The sequence below is a fragment of the Psychrobacter sp. 1U2 genome (genome assembly GCF_051847575.1).
The window spans coordinates 22,451-39,427 of the sequence record NZ_JBPYDC010000020.1; the positions used below are offsets into that span (position 1 = coordinate 22,451).

General features: G+C 45.0%; 20 protein-coding genes. 11 read left to right on the top strand and 9 right to left on the bottom strand.

The features are described 5' to 3' along the window. Window positions 1-14: 14 nt before the first annotated feature. The 3 genes from ACS8FD_RS10035 to ACS8FD_RS10045 all read right to left on the bottom strand — a co-directional run bounded on the left by ACS8FD_RS10035 (window position 15) and on the right by ACS8FD_RS10045 (window position 2,413). Entirely contained in the window at window positions 15-1,025 is a 1,011-nt protein-coding gene (locus ACS8FD_RS10035) for a mechanosensitive ion channel family protein (RefSeq protein WP_439275708.1), read from the bottom strand. 57 nt (window positions 1,026-1,082) lie between these two features. Further along, window positions 1,083-1,634, bottom strand: a complete 552-nt coding sequence (gene gloA / locus ACS8FD_RS10040) for a lactoylglutathione lyase (RefSeq protein ID WP_439275709.1) — start codon at window positions 1,632-1,634, stop codon at window positions 1,083-1,085. A 143-nt stretch (window positions 1,635-1,777) separates the two neighbouring features. Continuing rightward, entirely contained in the window at window positions 1,778-2,413 is a 636-nt protein-coding gene (locus ACS8FD_RS10045) for a carbonic anhydrase (RefSeq protein ID WP_439275710.1), read from the bottom strand. Between the two features lie 325 nt (window positions 2,414-2,738). On the opposite strand from ACS8FD_RS10045, the gene potA reads away from it, so the two are divergent. The 5 genes from potA (at window position 2,739) to ACS8FD_RS10070 (ending at window position 7,588) form a co-directional block, all read left to right on the top strand. Then, window positions 2,739-4,085: a spermidine/putrescine ABC transporter ATP-binding protein PotA gene (potA, locus tag ACS8FD_RS10050; protein ID WP_439275711.1), complete on the top strand. Its 1,347-nt coding sequence runs from the start codon at window positions 2,739-2,741 to the stop codon at window positions 4,083-4,085. Next, on the top strand, window positions 4,085-4,963 hold the full coding sequence (gene potB / locus ACS8FD_RS10055) for a spermidine/putrescine ABC transporter permease PotB (protein ID WP_439275712.1): 879 nt from the start codon (window positions 4,085-4,087) through the stop codon (window positions 4,961-4,963). Before potA ends, potB begins: the two co-directional genes overlap by 1 nt. Beyond that, window positions 4,963-5,805 (top strand): spermidine/putrescine ABC transporter permease PotC, encoded by an 843-nt coding sequence (potC, locus tag ACS8FD_RS10060; protein WP_439275713.1) that lies wholly within the window; start codon window positions 4,963-4,965, stop codon window positions 5,803-5,805. The genes potB and potC overlap by 1 nt, the downstream gene beginning before the upstream one ends. 79 nt (window positions 5,806-5,884) lie before the next feature. Continuing rightward, entirely contained in the window at window positions 5,885-6,775 is an 891-nt protein-coding gene (locus ACS8FD_RS10065; RefSeq protein WP_439275714.1) for a LysR family transcriptional regulator, read from the top strand. Window positions 6,776-7,027: 252 nt separating this feature from the next. Next, window positions 7,028-7,588, top strand: a complete 561-nt coding sequence (locus ACS8FD_RS10070) for a hypothetical protein (RefSeq protein ID WP_439275715.1) — start codon at window positions 7,028-7,030, stop codon at window positions 7,586-7,588. 143 nt (window positions 7,589-7,731) lie between these two features. On the opposite strand, the gene ACS8FD_RS10075 is transcribed toward ACS8FD_RS10070, so the two are convergent. The 4 genes from ACS8FD_RS10075 to ACS8FD_RS10090 form a co-directional block, all read right to left on the bottom strand. Continuing rightward, on the bottom strand, window positions 7,732-8,103 hold the full coding sequence (locus ACS8FD_RS10075; protein ID WP_439275716.1) for a CrcB family protein: 372 nt from the start codon (window positions 8,101-8,103) through the stop codon (window positions 7,732-7,734). 32 nt (window positions 8,104-8,135) lie between these two features. Continuing rightward, complete coding sequence (gene tsaD / locus ACS8FD_RS10080; RefSeq protein WP_439275717.1) at window positions 8,136-9,206, bottom strand: tRNA (adenosine(37)-N6)-threonylcarbamoyltransferase complex transferase subunit TsaD; 1,071 nt, start codon at window positions 9,204-9,206, stop codon at window positions 8,136-8,138. Between the two features lie 131 nt (window positions 9,207-9,337). Then, a complete protein-coding gene (locus tag ACS8FD_RS10085; protein ID WP_439275718.1) occupies window positions 9,338-9,823 on the bottom strand; it encodes a c-type cytochrome in 486 nt (161 codons plus the stop codon). Between the two features lie 73 nt (window positions 9,824-9,896). Next, entirely contained in the window at window positions 9,897-10,430 is a 534-nt protein-coding gene (locus ACS8FD_RS10090) for a c-type cytochrome (protein ID WP_439275719.1), read from the bottom strand. Between the two features lie 440 nt (window positions 10,431-10,870). On the opposite strand from ACS8FD_RS10090, the gene rpsU reads away from it, so the two are divergent. Together rpsU and ACS8FD_RS10100 are read left to right on the top strand one after the other, a co-directional pair. Then, on the top strand, window positions 10,871-11,086 hold the full coding sequence (gene rpsU, locus ACS8FD_RS10095; RefSeq protein WP_025645021.1) for a 30S ribosomal protein S21: 216 nt from the start codon (window positions 10,871-10,873) through the stop codon (window positions 11,084-11,086). Window positions 11,087-11,278: 192 nt separating this feature from the next. Continuing rightward, on the top strand, window positions 11,279-11,728 hold the full coding sequence (locus ACS8FD_RS10100; protein WP_439275720.1) for a GatB/YqeY domain-containing protein: 450 nt from the start codon (window positions 11,279-11,281) through the stop codon (window positions 11,726-11,728). A gap of 61 nt (window positions 11,729-11,789) precedes the next feature. On the opposite strand, the gene ACS8FD_RS10105 is transcribed toward ACS8FD_RS10100, so the two are convergent. Next, window positions 11,790-13,382, bottom strand: a complete 1,593-nt coding sequence (locus tag ACS8FD_RS10105; RefSeq protein WP_439275721.1) for a M48 family metalloprotease — start codon at window positions 13,380-13,382, stop codon at window positions 11,790-11,792. Window positions 13,383-13,673: 291 nt separating this feature from the next. Here ACS8FD_RS10105 and ACS8FD_RS10110 point away from each other — a divergent pair, with 291 nt between their 5' ends. From ACS8FD_RS10110 to thiS, 4 genes are all read left to right on the top strand, one after another. Further along, the gene (locus ACS8FD_RS10110) at window positions 13,674-14,144 is read left to right on the top strand and encodes a sulfurtransferase TusA family protein (RefSeq protein WP_439275722.1); all 471 of its coding nucleotides are present in this window, start codon (window positions 13,674-13,676) and stop codon (window positions 14,142-14,144) included. 274 nt (window positions 14,145-14,418) lie between these two features. Then, complete coding sequence (gene rpoH, locus ACS8FD_RS10115; RefSeq protein WP_439275743.1) at window positions 14,419-15,282, top strand: RNA polymerase sigma factor RpoH; 864 nt, start codon at window positions 14,419-14,421, stop codon at window positions 15,280-15,282. A 68-nt stretch (window positions 15,283-15,350) separates the two neighbouring features. Then, entirely contained in the window at window positions 15,351-15,716 is a 366-nt protein-coding gene (locus tag ACS8FD_RS10120; RefSeq protein ID WP_439275723.1) for a DUF423 domain-containing protein, read from the top strand. Between the two features lie 107 nt (window positions 15,717-15,823). Continuing rightward, window positions 15,824-16,024 carry a sulfur carrier protein ThiS gene (thiS, locus tag ACS8FD_RS10125; RefSeq protein WP_439275724.1) on the top strand — a complete coding sequence of 67 codons (201 nt, stop codon included), beginning with the start codon at window positions 15,824-15,826 and terminating at the stop codon, window positions 16,022-16,024. A 351-nt stretch (window positions 16,025-16,375) separates the two neighbouring features. Here thiS and hpf read toward each other — a convergent pair whose 3' ends face one another. Further along, entirely contained in the window at window positions 16,376-16,756 is a 381-nt protein-coding gene (hpf, locus tag ACS8FD_RS10130) for a ribosome hibernation-promoting factor, HPF/YfiA family (protein ID WP_439275725.1), read from the bottom strand. Window positions 16,757-16,977 lie beyond the last annotated feature (221 nt).

Consider the following 16,977-nt stretch of genomic DNA (forward strand, 5'->3'; position numbering starts at 1 on the left):
TTACGGTTACCCTGTTATTCTATTGCTGTTTTATTGGCGTCACTTGTTTGCGTCTGCTCTAATTTATTTAAATCATTTAAGTTGTTTGCATCATTTAAGTCATTAACGATAGTCTTTACCGATGGGTCGCTCAAATCTATCGTACGTATAGGGAAAGGAATATTGATATCCGCGGCATCAAGCGCTTTTTTGATCTCAACGATCACTTGATGGATAGAGGCCACTTTATTCGCTTGCGTGCCATCTTCAATAAACCAGCGTACCGTTAGATCCATAGAAGAGCCGCCAAACCCTGTGGCAATGATACTTGGATCTGCTTTAACTGATACCGTATCCGCTCTTTTTAGGGCTTGGATAATCTCCGCCTTGGCTTCTTCAATATCATCCTCATAACCGATACCTACCTCTACCTGTAAGCGGCGCTGCTTGTAAGCGGTATTGACGGTCAACGCTGAGGTATACAAATCAGAGTTGGGGATGACCACCTGACGGCCGTCATAGGTCTTAATAGTAGTCGCACGGATCTTGATATCCTCGACCGTTCCTTCATAATCACCTGAGACAATCTGATCGCCAATACGAAACGGCTCTGAGATAAGCAACAAAATACCAGATAATAAGTTTTGAAAAATATCCTTGAAAGCAAAACCAATCGCCACGGAACCAATACCGAGCGCTCCTATCAGTTTGGCGGGGGTAAAGCCTGGGATAGCCACCACCATCGCAATCATAAAACCAATAAAAAATATCAGCGCGCCGCCTATACGCTGAAACACTTTGACTAAGTTTTGATGCCGACTACGGCTTCCTAATATCTTGCGCACCACTTTTTTGAACAACAGCGATAATAACCAAAAGATAACTATCACGATTATCGCGGCGACAAAATAAGGAATGCGCTCGACAAAGCTCATTACCAGCTCATTGGCGGTATCAACGATAGTGTGATAAGTCATAGCATCAGTAGGTACAACATCGGTTGCGGTCTGAGCAGTGTTTTCAGCAGTAGCAACAGGGCTCGACATAAAACAAGTTATCCTTTAGTTAGTATTGGCGATGGTCAGTACACCATAAACGCTACGCTAGCCCATCAAGTCCGCTTGGACGATCTCAATCCAATAGCCATCGACATCTTTGATAAAAGCAATGTTTTTCATACCGCCTTCTTCGGGGCGTTTTTTGAAGGTGACATTGTTTTGATCAAACCAAGCGACCGCTGCTGACAAATCCGGAACGGTGAAACAAATATGACCAAAGCCTTGTGGCTCTTCGTTGCCATCGTGATAGCTAAAATCGGCTTTATCTTCTGTACCATAATTATGGGTCAGCTCTAAAATACCGCGCTGACGGAAGGTATAGATGGCTAAATCGTCACCCGCAGGGAGAGTGTCACGCTCTTCATCAGTCAGTTTAGCCAAAAAATATAAATCGAACTCCATTCCAGGGAACTTTTTTACCGCCAATAAAGTCATCCCCAATATGCCGGTATAAAAGTGCAAAGCTTTGACCGGATCCTTCACCCTGAGCATAGTGTGGTTGAAGGTAAAGCCGTCAGTTTGCATAGCAATAGGCTGGACGCCCGCTGACTTTACACTGTTGTCGGGTTGCTGATGACTTGACATATTGTTTGACATAATAGCCTCTATTATTGATGGTGTTAGTTACCCTATCACGTTAAAAAATATAATGATAATTGTATTTATATTAGGATCTGTCGATTCCATGGTCAACGGTTCAACAGTCCTTAGGCCGTTCAACAGACTTTAATAATCAACCATTATTCCTCTAAAAAACTTACCTTGCCAGTCTGTAAATCATATTCTGCACCGACGATTAGTAGCTGACCGCTACCTACTAAATCCTCTAAAATACGTGAGCCGTACTTGAGCTGACTCACCGAAGTGCGTACATTGGCACGTATTGAGCGCTCGATTAACTCATCAGCATCGACATCTTGGCCATCAGCGGTGGCAAGCTCATGCAGATTATAAACGCTAGGGCGAATACGGTCGACGATAGACTGTAGGTTTGGAGAGTAGTTTTGTTCAGGATTGATTAAAGCATCAACGCAAGCGGTAACGGCGCCGCAATTCGAATGTCCCAACACCACGACCAGCTTAGTGTCGAACTTATCAGCCGCAAACTCAACTGAACCTATCTGTGATGGTGCCACCACATTACCTGCAACCCGAATGACAAAGAGCTCGCCTAAACCTTGATCAAAGACAATCTCTACCGGTACGCGCGCATCTGAGCAGCCCAAAATAATAGCTAAAGGGTTCTGTATACTAACCAGTTCCGGTCGCTTTTGCGTACAAGGATCGGTGGTTAGGTTTTCTACATAGCGAATATTACCTTGCTTCAACATCTCTAATGCTTCAGCGCCTGTTGCTGGGCGGTTCTCGTCTGTCATAAGATATCCTTAAATAACCTTCGTGTAGATAATTAGATTCAATAGCTAGGTTTAGGGCGTTGGCTTTAAAACCCGCTCATTGCAATCATAAAGTATTAGCTGGCCAAGCATCTTCTTCAAACCAGCAACCGTAATAATTGTATAGCAATAAAAAAGCGATTAATAATAAAATTTGCTTTTTATGGTTAACAGCGGTTTGCTCATTTGCGAATGTTCAACAGACCCTAACGAACTTGCACTTATTTGCTCTGCGGGTTTGTTATAATATCCCATACTTGACTCTCGCTAAATATGAGATTGATTTGGATAATCAGGACTTTCGTTCATGACTGACTCGCCCGCGACCGCCGCTTCTACTTTTACCGATTCTGCTAAAGCCGATAGCGCGCAAACTGATAGCACAGACCCTACAGGCAAGACGCTACTACAACTGACAGGGATCAAAAAGTCTTACGATCAGACCGAAGTACTCAAAGATATCACCCTCGACATCAAGCACGGTGAGTTTCTGACGCTACTTGGGCCTTCTGGTTGCGGTAAAACCACCCTGCTACGTCTGATTGCAGGTTTTGAGCAGCCAAGCATTGGCAAAATTCAGCTAGATGGTATGCAGATGGCAGGCTTGCCCGCCGATAAGCGCCCGGTCAATACGGTGTTTCAGCAGTACGCTCTGTTCCCGCACATGACGGTCGCACAAAACGTCGCTTATGGTCTAAAGATAAAAAAAGTGCCCAAGGCGGAGATACAAACACGGGTGCGTGAGATGTTGGCTATGGTACAAATGGAGCATCTAGCCAATCGCCGCCCACAAGACTTATCAGGTGGTCAGCAGCAGCGCGTCGCGATTGCCCGCGCCGTCATTAACCGTCCTAAATTACTCCTGCTCGATGAGCCACTCTCCGCCCTCGATCATAAGCTGCGTTTGCAGATGCAATCAGAGCTCAAGCGCTTACAGCGTGAGCTGGGTATTACTTTTGTCTTTGTCACTCATGATCAAGAGGAAGCGCTATCGATGTCGGATCGTATCGCGGTGATGAAAGACGGTAGATTTCAACAAATTGGCACCCCTATTGAGATCTATGAAACCCCAGCTAATTTATTTACCGCTAAGTTCATCGGTGAAGCCAATCTCTTTCAAGCAGAAGTGCACGGGGTCTATCCTGAGCAAGCTGATCGCAATGGTCAAGTGACCAATGGCCGTATCGAGGTTGAGGTCTGTGAGTCACAAGCGCAAGACGGCCCCACTCATTTGCGCAATTTGCGTCGTCCTGATTTTGCCAACGCCGTACAAGTCGGCGATAAGGTCAATCTACTGCTACGTCCTGAGGATTTGCGAATTTATGATCCCAAAGATACTCATCATGCTGGCTTACTCGGACGAGTGATTGAGAGTAATTATAAAGGCAGTACGCTTGACTCTATTATTGAGCTACAAAATGGCCATATCATCAAAGCCTCAGAGTTCTTCGATGAGGATGACCCTAGCTTCGATTACAACCTTAATGAAGCAGTAAAAGTGTCTTGGGTTGACGGTTGGGAATGGGTATTACCAAATGATACCTCGGCCACTGATAACAAGACAGATGATGTCTCCTTCAATCATGCGGCTGCTGAAGCAGTGACAGTCGATACTATGAACGACCTTAACGCTACGCAGAAGGGTGTGGACTAATGGCGCGTAGCAGCTTAACGAATAAAGGTGCTTTTCGCACGGTTACTCTATGGCTGATATGGGGCTGGCTGCTTATCTTTGCGCTCTTGCCTAATATTCTAGTCATTGCGGTTAGCTTTTTGACACGGGATACTAGCGACTTTATCAGCTTACCCGTTTCTATTGACAGCTATTGGCGTATGATAGATCCGCTGTATTTTGAGGTGTTTGTCCACTCCTTATGGATGGCGGGTATTACTACCGTGCTGTGCTTGCTACTCGGCTACCCTTTTGCTTGGCTGGTCTCACGAGCTCGGCTACGCTGGCAGCCACTATTGATGTTACTACTGATATTACCGTTTTGGACCAACTCCTTAGTGCGGGTCTACGCGCTAAAGCTGCTGCTAGCGACTAATGGCCTAATCAATAAAGCGCTGCTCGCTATCGGTATAATTGAGACGCCTATCAATATGCTCTATACCCAAGGCGCGGTCATCGTTGGTCTCACCTACCTCCTCTTCCCCTTTATGGTACTGCCGTTGTACGCGGTGTTTACTGACCTGCGTAATGACATGCTCTTGGCCTCGCAAGATTTGGGCGCCTCAAAACGGCAGACCTTTTGGCACATCGTGTTGCCTTTGACGACGCCGGGTATCATCTCCGGCGTCTTACTCGTCCTGCTACCGGCTATGGGCATGTTCTATGTCGCTGATATTTTGGGCGGTTCGCGCAACTTACTGGTTGGTAATATCATCAAAAACCAATTTTTGGATGCACGGGACTGGCCCTTTGGCGCGGCGGCTAGTGTACTGCTGACGCTGGCGATGGCGGTATTATTATTGGCTTATCGCGCCAGTAGTAAACGCATTGGCAAAACTGATTTCAATGAGGTGGCCTAATGTCTGCTAATTCTGCTAACTCACTGAATAAAAGCCAATCTTCTACAAAAGCGAATAAGCCAAAAAAGGCACTAAAACTAGGAAGTCTGTTTGCTAAAGGCTATCTAAGCCTCATTTATATTCTGCTTTATCTACCGATTATCGTCTTGGTCGTGATGTCCTTTAATGAGTCAAAGACGGGCTATAATTGGGGCGGTTTTAGCCTAAAGTGGTACGAATCGCTATTTAATAACCAAGCGATGCTCGATGCTTTTTGGCATTCTATTGTCTTAGGATTAATCGCAGCGACCGTCTCTACCTTGATCGGTACTTTAACCGCTATGGCGCTACATCGCTATGATTTTCGCGGTAAAGGGGTATTAAACGGTCTATTATTTGTACTGATGATGTCGCCTGAGATTGTATTAGCTATCTCACTACTGGCATTATTTTTATTGATAGGTTTGCAGTTGGGTTTTGTGTCTTTACTGATAGCGCATATCACTTTTTGCTTACCTTTTGTGGTTATTACCGTTTTTGCGCGTTTAAGCAGCTTAGATGAGCGGCTGATGGAAGCGGCGCGTGACTTAGGCGCTTCAGAATCGACGATGGTGCGTACGGTACTGATTCCAGTGATTATGCCTGCAGTCATGGCCGGATGGTTGTTGGCCTTTACCTTATCGCTCGATGATGTGGTAGTCTCGACTTTTGTGACCGGCCCAAGCTATGAGATCTTACCGCTACGGATTTATTCTATGGTACGCGTCGGGCTGAAACCTGAGGTTAATGCCGTAGGTGCGCTGTTGTTAGCCGCTTCATTAGTATTAGTAATTATTTCACAGCTATTATTACGTCGTCGTTAGCCCTATTGATATTTATGAGTGAATTTCAGTACCTTATCGCTTATAATGAATCCAATTCACTCTCATTATTGAGTTATTTATGCTCGAGCTTCGTCATCTCAATACCCTAACCGCGCTACGGGCGCATGGCTCGCTAGCCGCTGCCGCTGATGAATTGCATGTCACCGCTTCTGCGGTCTCGCATCAACTCAAAGAGCTTGAGAATTACTATGATGTCAGCTTAGTCAATCGACGCACACGGCCGCTGGCTTTTACCCCTGCGGGTAAAGCGGTACTGGCCTTAGCCGATAGCATCCTACCGCAAGTGACGCGTACCAAAAACGACTTAAAGCGCTTAGCCCATGGTCAAGCCGGTCGCTTGCGTCTGGCCTCTGAATGTCATAGCTGCTTTGATTGGCTGATGCCGATACTCAATCACTATCGCCGCGAGTGGTCCGATGTTGAATTAGACTTTGCTACTGGCTTTGAGCCGGAGCCGCATCATTTATTGATGGAAGAGGATATTGATTTATTAATTACTACCAGCAACTTGCCGCTTGACGGTATTAGTTACCAGCCTTTATTTGAGTATGAGAGTCGCTTGGTGCTCTCGCCGACACATGATTTGGCTGGGCGAGACTGTGTGACGCCTACAGATTTGGTCGATGAGACTTTGATCGCTTATCCAGTAGAAGCCAAGCGCCTTGATATTATTGCGGGCTTTATGACACCTGCTGGTATGAGCTTTGCCGATATTCGTACCACTGAGCTTACCGCAATGTTGATACAGCTAGTCGCGAGCGAGCGCGGCGTGGCAGCCCTGCCCGATTGGGTCGTGAGCGAGTATGAGAAAAAAGGCTGGGTGGTATCCCGTCCGTTGGACGATGGCGTGTATTGTCAGCTCTATGCGGCCACTCGTACTTCTAGTCAAGATATGGCTTATATGCAGGGGTTTGCTGGTTTGCTCGATGGGATTGTGAAGCCGTTATAGACTTATTTGTGATAACGTCCGTTATGGGTAAAGGTTCAGTTCCCTAGTGAGGAATTGAGCCTTTAGCTGTTAGCTAGTGGTGGCAATGATTCGAGTTGTATAAATAATTGCAGTGTACTTAGCATACATATTCTATCTTTGGTCAGTGTGCTATACAGGGCTTGTACTCAATACGTCTATCCTAGCTACTCACACTGGAATATGGAAAATTAACAATACATTTAACAAGCTGCTACTTGGAAAAATCAGTAAATGAGCTTAAGTTTTCGTGATTTATCTACCCTTGGAAAGCTATACATTGTTTTTTTAACCTTTATGGTTGTAGTAGGTACTATCTACATACTTATTGTGATAAATGTAGATAGAAAGTCTGACAAATATCCGATTAATGAATCAAGTATCTATAGCAGCGAAGGCGTTTTAACACTAAGAGAAACCTATAATAATGAGTATTGGCTAAAACTAAATAGCAATGGAAGCGACACGATTATCAATTGTTATTTAGGTGCGCGAATGCCTAATGGAAATGGCGGTTGTCGCATACCTTCTGAAAAGATAACTCTCATTCAAGGTAAGGAAGTTACTGTTCATTGGTATAAAATCCCCAAATTATATTGGTACCACAACCCTTATAAGCAACTCATAAGTATTAGCGCTGATGATGAAATTATTTATCAGATACACAAAGGTAAGAATCAACTTCTCGTAAATGTTGGTGATGCCTACATAATGCTCATGTTATTTATGGGAAATATCTTAATGTTTTTCGTCATTAGATATTTTATCAAATCCAATTTTGGTGAGTTTAAATAACTTAAACTAGAAATTTTTTATAGCGTATACCCTAGCGGAACCATTCAAATAGACAACTCAATCAATTAATAGACCACTCAAAACAGACTTATAGTAAGAAACGACTTAAATCAGACCTATAAGCAAGCAATATCTAGCAAAAATCACAAAACCACTTTAAAAAAATAAAACCCAATAGCAGTTGCCAATAAAGTCAGCCCCACATGCAAGCCAATTAAACCCAAACCGGCTAGTACTTTACCCCCGCTAATAAAAGTAAACACCTCAGCGCTAAAGGTACTAAAAGTCGTGAGGCCGCCCAAAAACCCCGTAATCACAAACAGCCTAATATTAGGCGATAAGTTACTCCCCATGCGCTCAAACCATACTAGCGCCAGTCCAATTAGCAGACCGCCCAAAACATTCGCGCCAAGCGTGCCCAGCGGTATCCAATGATGCAGTGGATTAAAGCGTGCTAAATAGCCACGTAAACACGCACCAAGTGCTGCTCCCAAACCAATGGCAAGCCACTGCATAGATTATCCTTAATTTATATGACTTCTAAACGTTATACCGCAGGCAATAGTGCTGGTAATTCTGTCAACGGCCAGCGCGGTACACAGCTCACTGACAAGTCATCGCTTTGCCCAGCGTTTAAGCGCTCGTAGCCCGCATAGGCAATCATCGCGCCATTATCTGTACACAAAGCTGGCGGCGCATAATGTACCGTAGCATTGATTTTGGCTAGCTCTGTCTCTAGAGTCTCGCGCAAGTGAGTATTTGCACTGACGCCGCCGGCAATCACTAAGCGGCTCATGTCTGCTTGCTTAAGCGCTTTTACGCACTTTTTCACCAGCGTATCGACCATCGCGTGTTGGAAGCTTGCCGCAATATCGGCTCGTACTTGCGGATCGCTATCAGCGCTATTGCCTGAGCCTCCAGACTTTGGCGTATCCTTAATCAGATTATGCACTGCCGTTTTCATGCCACTAAAGGAGAAATCAAGGCCGCGATGCAGCATCGGACGTGGCAGCTCATAAGCGTTCGGATCACCCGTTTCAGCAAGCGTGGCAATATTGGGTCCGCCGGGGTATGGCAGACCTAGCATTTTGGCGGCCTTATCGAAGCACTCCCCTGCCGCATCATCGATAGACTCGCCTAGTATTTCATATTCGCCGATACCTTTAGCAGCAATCAGCTGCGTATGACCACCCGACACAAGTAAAGACACAAAAGGAAACGGCGGCGGATTAGCGCCCATCAAAGGCGCGAGCAAGTGTCCTTCCATATGATGCACCCCGATAGCCGGGATACCTAAACCAAACGCTAAACTGCGACCAAACAGCGCACCAGTCATCAGCGCGCCGATGAGACCTGGGCCCTTGGTATATGCAATAGCATCAATATCATCTTTACTAATATTACACTGCACCAGCAGCTCATCGAGCAGCGGTACCAACTTACGGATATGATCGCGACTGGCCAGCTCAGGCACCACGCCGCCATAGACCGCATGCAGCTCTATCTGCGAGTACAGCACTTGCCCTATTAGGCCTTTATTAGCGCTATTGATCTGCTCGCTATCAAAAATAGCCAGACCGGTCTCGTCACAAGAAGTCTCTAACCCTAATACTTTCATGCCATCGCCTTTATCTTTTTAGTAGTCAGTGTACTATTTATAATAAATATAGTTTTTAAGGACAAAAAAACCGCCATTGCCTGCCCACAATGACGGTCATTTTAATAAATTTCAATAGCTAGTATTGACTATCAGCTAACCGCTTCTAACATATAATCAACAGCCGCTTTGACTTGTGCCTCGCTGACGCCATTTACCGCTTGCGCTGGCATTTTATTAAAGCCCTGTGCAGAATGGCTATACAAAGTTTGCTTATCTTTGGCAAGTGGGCCGCTCCACGCCGCTTTATCGCCATATTTTGGTGCATTCAATAACCCGTTATCATGACAGACTTTGCACTGATTATTATATAGTGTCTCGCCAGCATTAGCGGCCAATATCTCAGGCTCAGCAGCCGTATCAGTATCCGCCTCTATCACAGCGACCTCATCTACTGGCTCTACTATCTCAGGCTCTGCCACCTCAGCTTCTTCGATTTCAGGCTCAGCAACGTCGACTACTGCAACGTCAGGCTCACTAACCGTGTCATCCTCGGCAGCAGTATTATCGCTACAGGCACTGATACCTAATAACATACTAAGACTTAACGCTAGTGTCATCGCTGGCTGAATATTCATGTCTATCCCTGTGAGTCATTTATAAATAATTTTAAGGTAGTATTAGTATTGACGCATTGGTGAGTCACTTGCATTAGCTAGCGGCAGCAATCATGTATTCTACAGCAGCTTTGATCTGATCTTCGGTCACACCATTATAAGCCTGCGCTGGCATCTGATTGAAACCATTAGCTGAATGATCCGTTAACGTGGCTACACCTTTTTCGATACGCGGGGCCCAAGCTGCAGCGTCGCCATATTTTGGTGCATTTAATAAGCCGGTAGCATGACAAGCCATACATTGACTATTATAAAGCTCAGCACCAACGTTCACCGCTAGATCCTCAGAATCACCACCGCCCTCTTCTGTAGCGGCTGACGCTGTCATATCTGCATCTTCAGCTACGGCAGTATCCGCAGTGTCTGCAGTCGCAACGACCATAGGCTCTGTTTCTGCAAACTCCATATCTTCTGCTTCAGGAGCATTGGCACGAGCAATCTCAGCAGCCTCTTCGACTCGCTCTGGCGCTTTTACTTCTTCATGACCACCGCTACAAGCGCCAAGACTAACGCCTAGGCTGACCACTAGAGTCGTCCACAATGCTGTGTTTAGTGCCGTTTTTCTCATTCCAACATCCTCACCAAAATTGATATAAAAACCTATAAAACTTACTGAATTATTGCAATTATCATAGCATAAATTCGGTTAAAGCCGTTATCGTCATAAGGTGTTTTATCGGCATTTTTGTGACTCACCCAGTATCGATGGATAATGTGGATAAATAAAACAGAATGTTTTGATATATGAGCCTTGTAAGCCTTATAAACAGTATAGCTCTAAGCGATCTAATAACGAAGGATTTGCCTTTTTATGGTCTATCGCTGAGTGATGATAAACACTCCAAAAGCATTGACTTTATTGATGATTTTAGGTAAAATTACCGCCCTTGTACTTCTGTGCAAGCTTATCCTAGTTTGAGCTGATGCGATAATCTTGAGATATTACCGCTAAATACTAATACACAGCCAAACTAATGCCTTTGTATCTCATCCCTATAAGGAGTCTTCATGCCTGCAGTTAAGGTTAAAGAAAACGAACCCGTTGATATCGCTATCCGTCGTTTTAAGCGTGCTTGTGAAAAAGCTGGCGTATTGTCAGACGTACGTAAGCGTGAGTTTTATGAAAAGCCAACGCAAGAGCGCAAGCGCAAAAAAGCTGCTGCCGTAAAGCGTTATAAGAAAAAACTGCAACGTGATACGATCCGTACCACGCGTATGTACTAAGGATAAGTCAGTGAATAACTGACTATTAGTACTAATGTTGATAGTACTAATAATAGTACAGCGACTAGCGCCACTGTTATCGATTGATATCAGTGGCGTTTTTTATGCTACAATTTTTATTATTAATATCAATATATTTATAGCTACTAGTCATCACTTTTATAAAAACATGAACAAGGATTAGCCATCATCATGAGTGCACTAAAACAACAACTAGCAGATACTATCGTCACCTCTATGAAAGCCCGCGAGCTTGAGCGCGTTAAAGTGATGCGTAATGTCCAAGCCGTCGTCAAGCAGATCGAGATCGATCGCAAAATCGAGCTAGATGATGCTGGGGTGTTAGAGATTCTACAAAAGCAGCTCAAACAGCGTCAAGAGTCTTTGGCTATCTTCACCGAAAATGGCCGCGAGGATCTGGCAGCTAAAGAGCAGTTCGAGATCGATATTATCAATGAGTTTATGCCGAAACAGATGGATGACGACGAGCTTGCCGCGTTAGTCAATAAAGAGATTAGCGAACAAGGCGCCACCTCCATGCGCGATATGGGTAGTGTTATGGGCGCTTTGAAAACCAAAACCGCAGGCCGCGCGGATCCCGCTGTTATCTCAAGACTAGTCAAAGAAGCGCTGCAAGGCTAAATTTATACCAACCGCTTGGTGTGGGTTTTAAAGCGAATTAACAATAGTACGTCATAACCGCCTAAGGCTTAAAGTCTTGGGCGGTTTTTACCTCGGTGATTTCTTTTTTGATACTGGCTAATACAGGACGGCTACTAGACGAGTTTGGAAGCAGCTTTGCTAGTTGCTCAGCTTGCGTCAAAGACGTCAATGCAGAGTCATAGCGCCCATTCCAGAGCTGATCATGACTGCGATAACGTAAGGCATTAATAGTCGCAATCGCTTTTATGGAAGCTGAGCTTGAGGTTTTAGCAAGTTTTTCGTTAGCCAGTTGCAAGCTTTGCCAAGCATAACGGTCACTGGCTTGCTCTTGTGTTAATGGCTTGAGTAACGCTTGCGCCCGCAGCGGTTGATTATTACTGGTGAGGGCTTCTGCTAAATATAGCCGTAAATCACGGCGCTCAGGATACAGGCGCTGCTGCGCGCTCAAGACTTCGACCGCTTGCTGCCATCGGTTTTGTTCACTGAGCACTTGGCTATAGGTGATGGACAATAACGGCTCTAGTATTTGTAACTGCGATGCTGGTAGCGCTGAAAGCTCCTTCATCAGCTTATCGGCCTCATCGAAACGTTGCTGCTGACTATACCAATACATCAATGCTAGCTTGGCGCCCTTACTGCTGTTCGCTGCGGTGGTCAGCGCGGTCTCTGAAGTATGCTTGCCCATGACTTGCACGCGCCAATACAATAAATCGAACAAGGCTTGATGGCGCTGCTGCTGCGTCAAAGATAAAGGCGCATAACGCTGAGCGCGGGCTTGCGACTCGCTTAAGCGCTCGTTGCTCAAAGGATGCGAGCGCACAAAGCTTGGCAAATAGCGGTTTTCGATTTGATTGAGCTGACTCTTTTGATTCATCGTCGCAAAAAAGCTAGGCATAGCACGTGGATCGTAGCCCGCTTGCGTCATGATCTGCATGCCAACTCGATCCGCTTCGCGCTCGTTACTACGGCTAAAAGCCATACTGCTATTCATAGTCGCCGTCTGCGAACCCATCATCACGGCCGCCGCCGCATCGCCATCGACCGCTGAGGCGGCAATCGCTGCTAGCATACCGCCGATTTGCATCAGTAGCGCTTTTTTACGCTCATCCGCACCGCTCTCATAATGGCGCTGACTGATATGAGCCACTTCGTGCGCGACGACGCTTGCCAGTTCGTCCATGCTATCCGCCGCGAGTATGGTACCGGTATTGATACCGATGACCCCTCCGGGTGCGGCAAACGCATTAATACTTGGATTATTAATAATCACTAAAGCTAATGGCGCTTGCTGACGAGCTTGGGCATTGAGTCGCCAAGTCATCGCCTTCATCGTCTCTTGAATCCAAGGGTCATGCTCCATCTTGACTCGGCCATTGATGTTTTGTAGCGACCACTCACCGATGAGTTTATTTTGATATTGATCGGCAAAGCTAAGCGCCTGTCCTTGCAGATTAGGCAGCTCAAGCTCATCGGACGGCTGTTGCCAGGTATTAAAAACTGAGGTTTGCGCCGCTGGTATTGCTACTATTGACTCAGAGCGACTCTGCGGCACGCTTGCCCCATAACTGACACTACTAAATAGCAGCGTCAATATGAGTAAACTAGGCGTCGATGGGCGATGAATAACCTTCAAATGAGTATCCTATTATTTAAATAACGCCAGCAGATATCTCAAGCGCTTATTTTGGTTATTTTGGTTATTTTCGACTATATAAGCTTGGCGGTATAACGTCAATTATTGGCCATAATTAACTACTAATATCTCAGCAAGCGTCACGGTTAAGTAACATTATTATGCAATGCTTTGCCTTATTTTTGCGCTTATTGAAAGCTATATTTATCAAACGTAGTGATGATGATATTCAACTGCTCTCATAGCCTAGCAGTTTGTTATAATAAGCATTTATCGTTCAAGGTTTGTTTTATGTCCGCTGCGTCTCAGGCTACTGTATCTGCCCCTTATTGCATAAAGCTATCATCGGCTTTGTCTGCCGATGAGCAGCAAGTCATCGCTGATTTGTTAGCTTTATTACCTAACTCTGATATTAGTGAGATTAAGACAAACTTAGATAATGAAGCCAGCATAAAAGCTGACCCTGCTCTTATTATAAAAGGTTTCGTTGATGGTCGCGGTTTGGCTTGTCCGATGCCTTTATTAAAGACTAAAGTAGCTTTGCGAGAGGTAGCGAGAGGTGAGTGTTTATATATCGTTGCTACTGATCCTAACTCGCAAGCGGACATCACAGCTTTTTGTCGACAATTTCAAGCAAATAGTGTCGCTTCATTAGCTATTTTAGTGAACACAGTCACTGATAACGCCGTTAGCGATGACAAAAAGACACAAGCAGCCGATACAATATTTCACTTCATCATTACCAAAACCGATAGCAACTAAGCGCTGCTATCCTTTACAATTACTATAATAATTTTATTTTGCATACTTGTTTATTTATTTGCCTATTTACTTGATTAAGGTCAAAGATATGACTACTCCTACCACTGATTCTGCGACAAAAAAATCTTCACCACCCAAAAAACCTCGCAGTAATGACAAGGTGACTACTGAGCAAAATGCCGCGCGCAAAGCCGCGTTAGAGGCGGCGGCTAAGCGTCCGCCATACGATGCTAGTGCTTTAGAAAAGACCAGCACTCGCGACTTAGTTCCTGCCATGCCAACTCATCTGTCGGCTCCTGGGGTGAATTTGGGCGCTTATATCAATACCGTGCACCAAATCCCTATTCTCACGCCGACGCAAGAACAAGAGCTTGCGCACCGCTATTATGATGAAGGCGATGTCGAGGCCGCGCGGTTACTCGTAATGTCGCATCTGCGCTTCGTGATACATATCGCGCGTAGCTATTCAGGCTATGGGCTACCGCAAGCAGATCTGATTCAAGAAGGCAATTTGGGTCTGATGAAAGCGGTCAAGCGTTTTGATCCAAATAAGGGTGTGCGCTTAGTATCTTTTGCCGTGCATTGGATCAAAGCTGAGATTCATGAGTTTGTGATTCGTAACTGGCGCATTGTCAAAGTAGCCACCACTAAAGCGCATCGTAAGTTATTTTTTAACCTGCGTAGCCTAAAAAAGACCAATAACCAGCTGACTTTAGAAGAAGCTGACGCGATTGCTAACGATCTCAACGTCACTCGCAAACAAGTTTTGGAAATGGAGTCGCGGCTGACCTCTTACGACGCCTCTTTTGAGACCCAATCGAGCGATGATGACGATGGGCGTTACGCGCCGCAGCTGTTCTTAGAGGATGGTATAGATCCGGCTGAGATGATAGAAGAGTCGGATTGGGAAGCCAGTAACTCATCTGCGTTGATAGAAGCGATGGGTACGTTGGATGATCGCTCTCGTGACATCGTTGAGCAGCGCTGGCTTACTGAGCAAAAATCTACCTTGCATGAATTGGCAGCGGTCTATTCTATATCGGCAGAGCGTGTGCGTCAGATCGAAAAAAACGCGATGGACAAAATTCGCGATGCCATGACGATTGAGAGTGTTATTTTGCCCGACGATATCCAGTAATGATTGGATTGGTAGTTTAACTATTTATCATACGTACCGCTATTTTTATAAAAATTAAGAGTTTCAGAATGGTTAATTGGATAGGTATTGCTGCCATCAATATGGCTATCGCGGTTGCTCTAGGCGCTTTTGGTGCTCATGGACTCAAGAGCTTAGTCAATGAGCAACAGCTCGCTTGGTGGCATACCGCTACGCTTTATCTATTTATTCATGCACTTGGACTGTTATTGGTTGGCATATTATTGCGCCTCAATTACGCCACTCAGACGACAGCGTGGCTGTTACAGCTCGGAGTTATTATTTTTGCCGGTAGTCTCTACGCCATGACTCTAGGAGCGCCGCGTTGGTTTGGCGCTATTACCCCTATAGGCGGAGTGCTGATGATAGCAGGTTGGCTATGGCTAGCGGTCACCGCCTTTCGCTTCAGTCGATAATACTGACAGCAAGCTGAAATTGCCTGTCTATGTCAAAACGAGTATAAACAGGTTAAAACGGCTAAAGCACTGATCAATGATTATAAAACAGGATTATGGAGTATCTTATGAGTACCATCACCGTCAACGGTAAGACCTTACAAACCACGCATCAAACGGTACAATTAGTGGTCAATGAGCTTGGCTTAAGTAAAGGGCGCTATGCGGTAGAAGTCGATGGCGACCTCATTCCTAAAAGCGAGTTGGCGCAGCTACGGGTAGTGGAAGGGATGGCTATCGAGGTGGTACAAGCGGTTGGTGGTGGCTAAAACGCTTAATATCTATAAATAAAGCTCAATGTCTATCAACCAAATCGATAATTTATAAGCCTAAAAAAGACCTCAACCGACTAAACGATTGAGGTCTTTTTAGTTCTACAATAACTTACTCTATAAATTTAGCGCTAAAACCTCGCTAAAATCTCAGTCATTTCACTTCTAGCCTTGTGGTTAACTTCTCTACTTATCGATGATGTCGTCCATTACGTGCAACTGATTGACTGGCCTGGCATAAGCATAGCTAAGTTTTGGTGTTATGTTTATTATCAACTATGGATACAACCAAACCAGTCAAAGCGTTTGTGTCTGTGTAATAGACTTATCTTGATAGTAAGTCTATCATTACATCGCCGATGCAGCGTCAGCGGCTTCGCTATTATTATAGCTGCTGTCACGTCCAGTCGCTCGGGTCTTTTTGTCTTGTTGGCGGGTTTTGTATTTACGTACTTGCCGCTCAAGCTTGTCTGTCATCTCATTGATGGCTTTATACATGTCATCATCTTGCGCCTGCACAAACATCTCTTGACCTGAGACTCGCATGATAGCTTCGGCTTTGTGGCTCTTTTTACCACCATCGCTAGCGCCGCTATTGTCTAAAGACAAAATAACCTGAATGCTCTGAATTTGATCAAAATGACGTTCAATTTTCTCCAGTTTCTCGCGAACTGCGGTATTCATGGCATCGGTAACACTGATATGGTGACCACTAATAGATACGTTCATATACTTGTCCTTATATTTATTACCACTTATAGTAAACTGATAATACGGTAAGCTAACCGTTACCAGCTGGTGCCATCAAACTGTCAAAAACTGTTTTTAAAAATCAATGTCGATATAGTAAGTAGTGCATTCTCTATAAAGTGTCGCTTCTTCAAATCTCCTTTTGTCAAAACTAATTGTCGGTATTTATTAATACCTTAGAATGCTTTTGAATCCGTCTT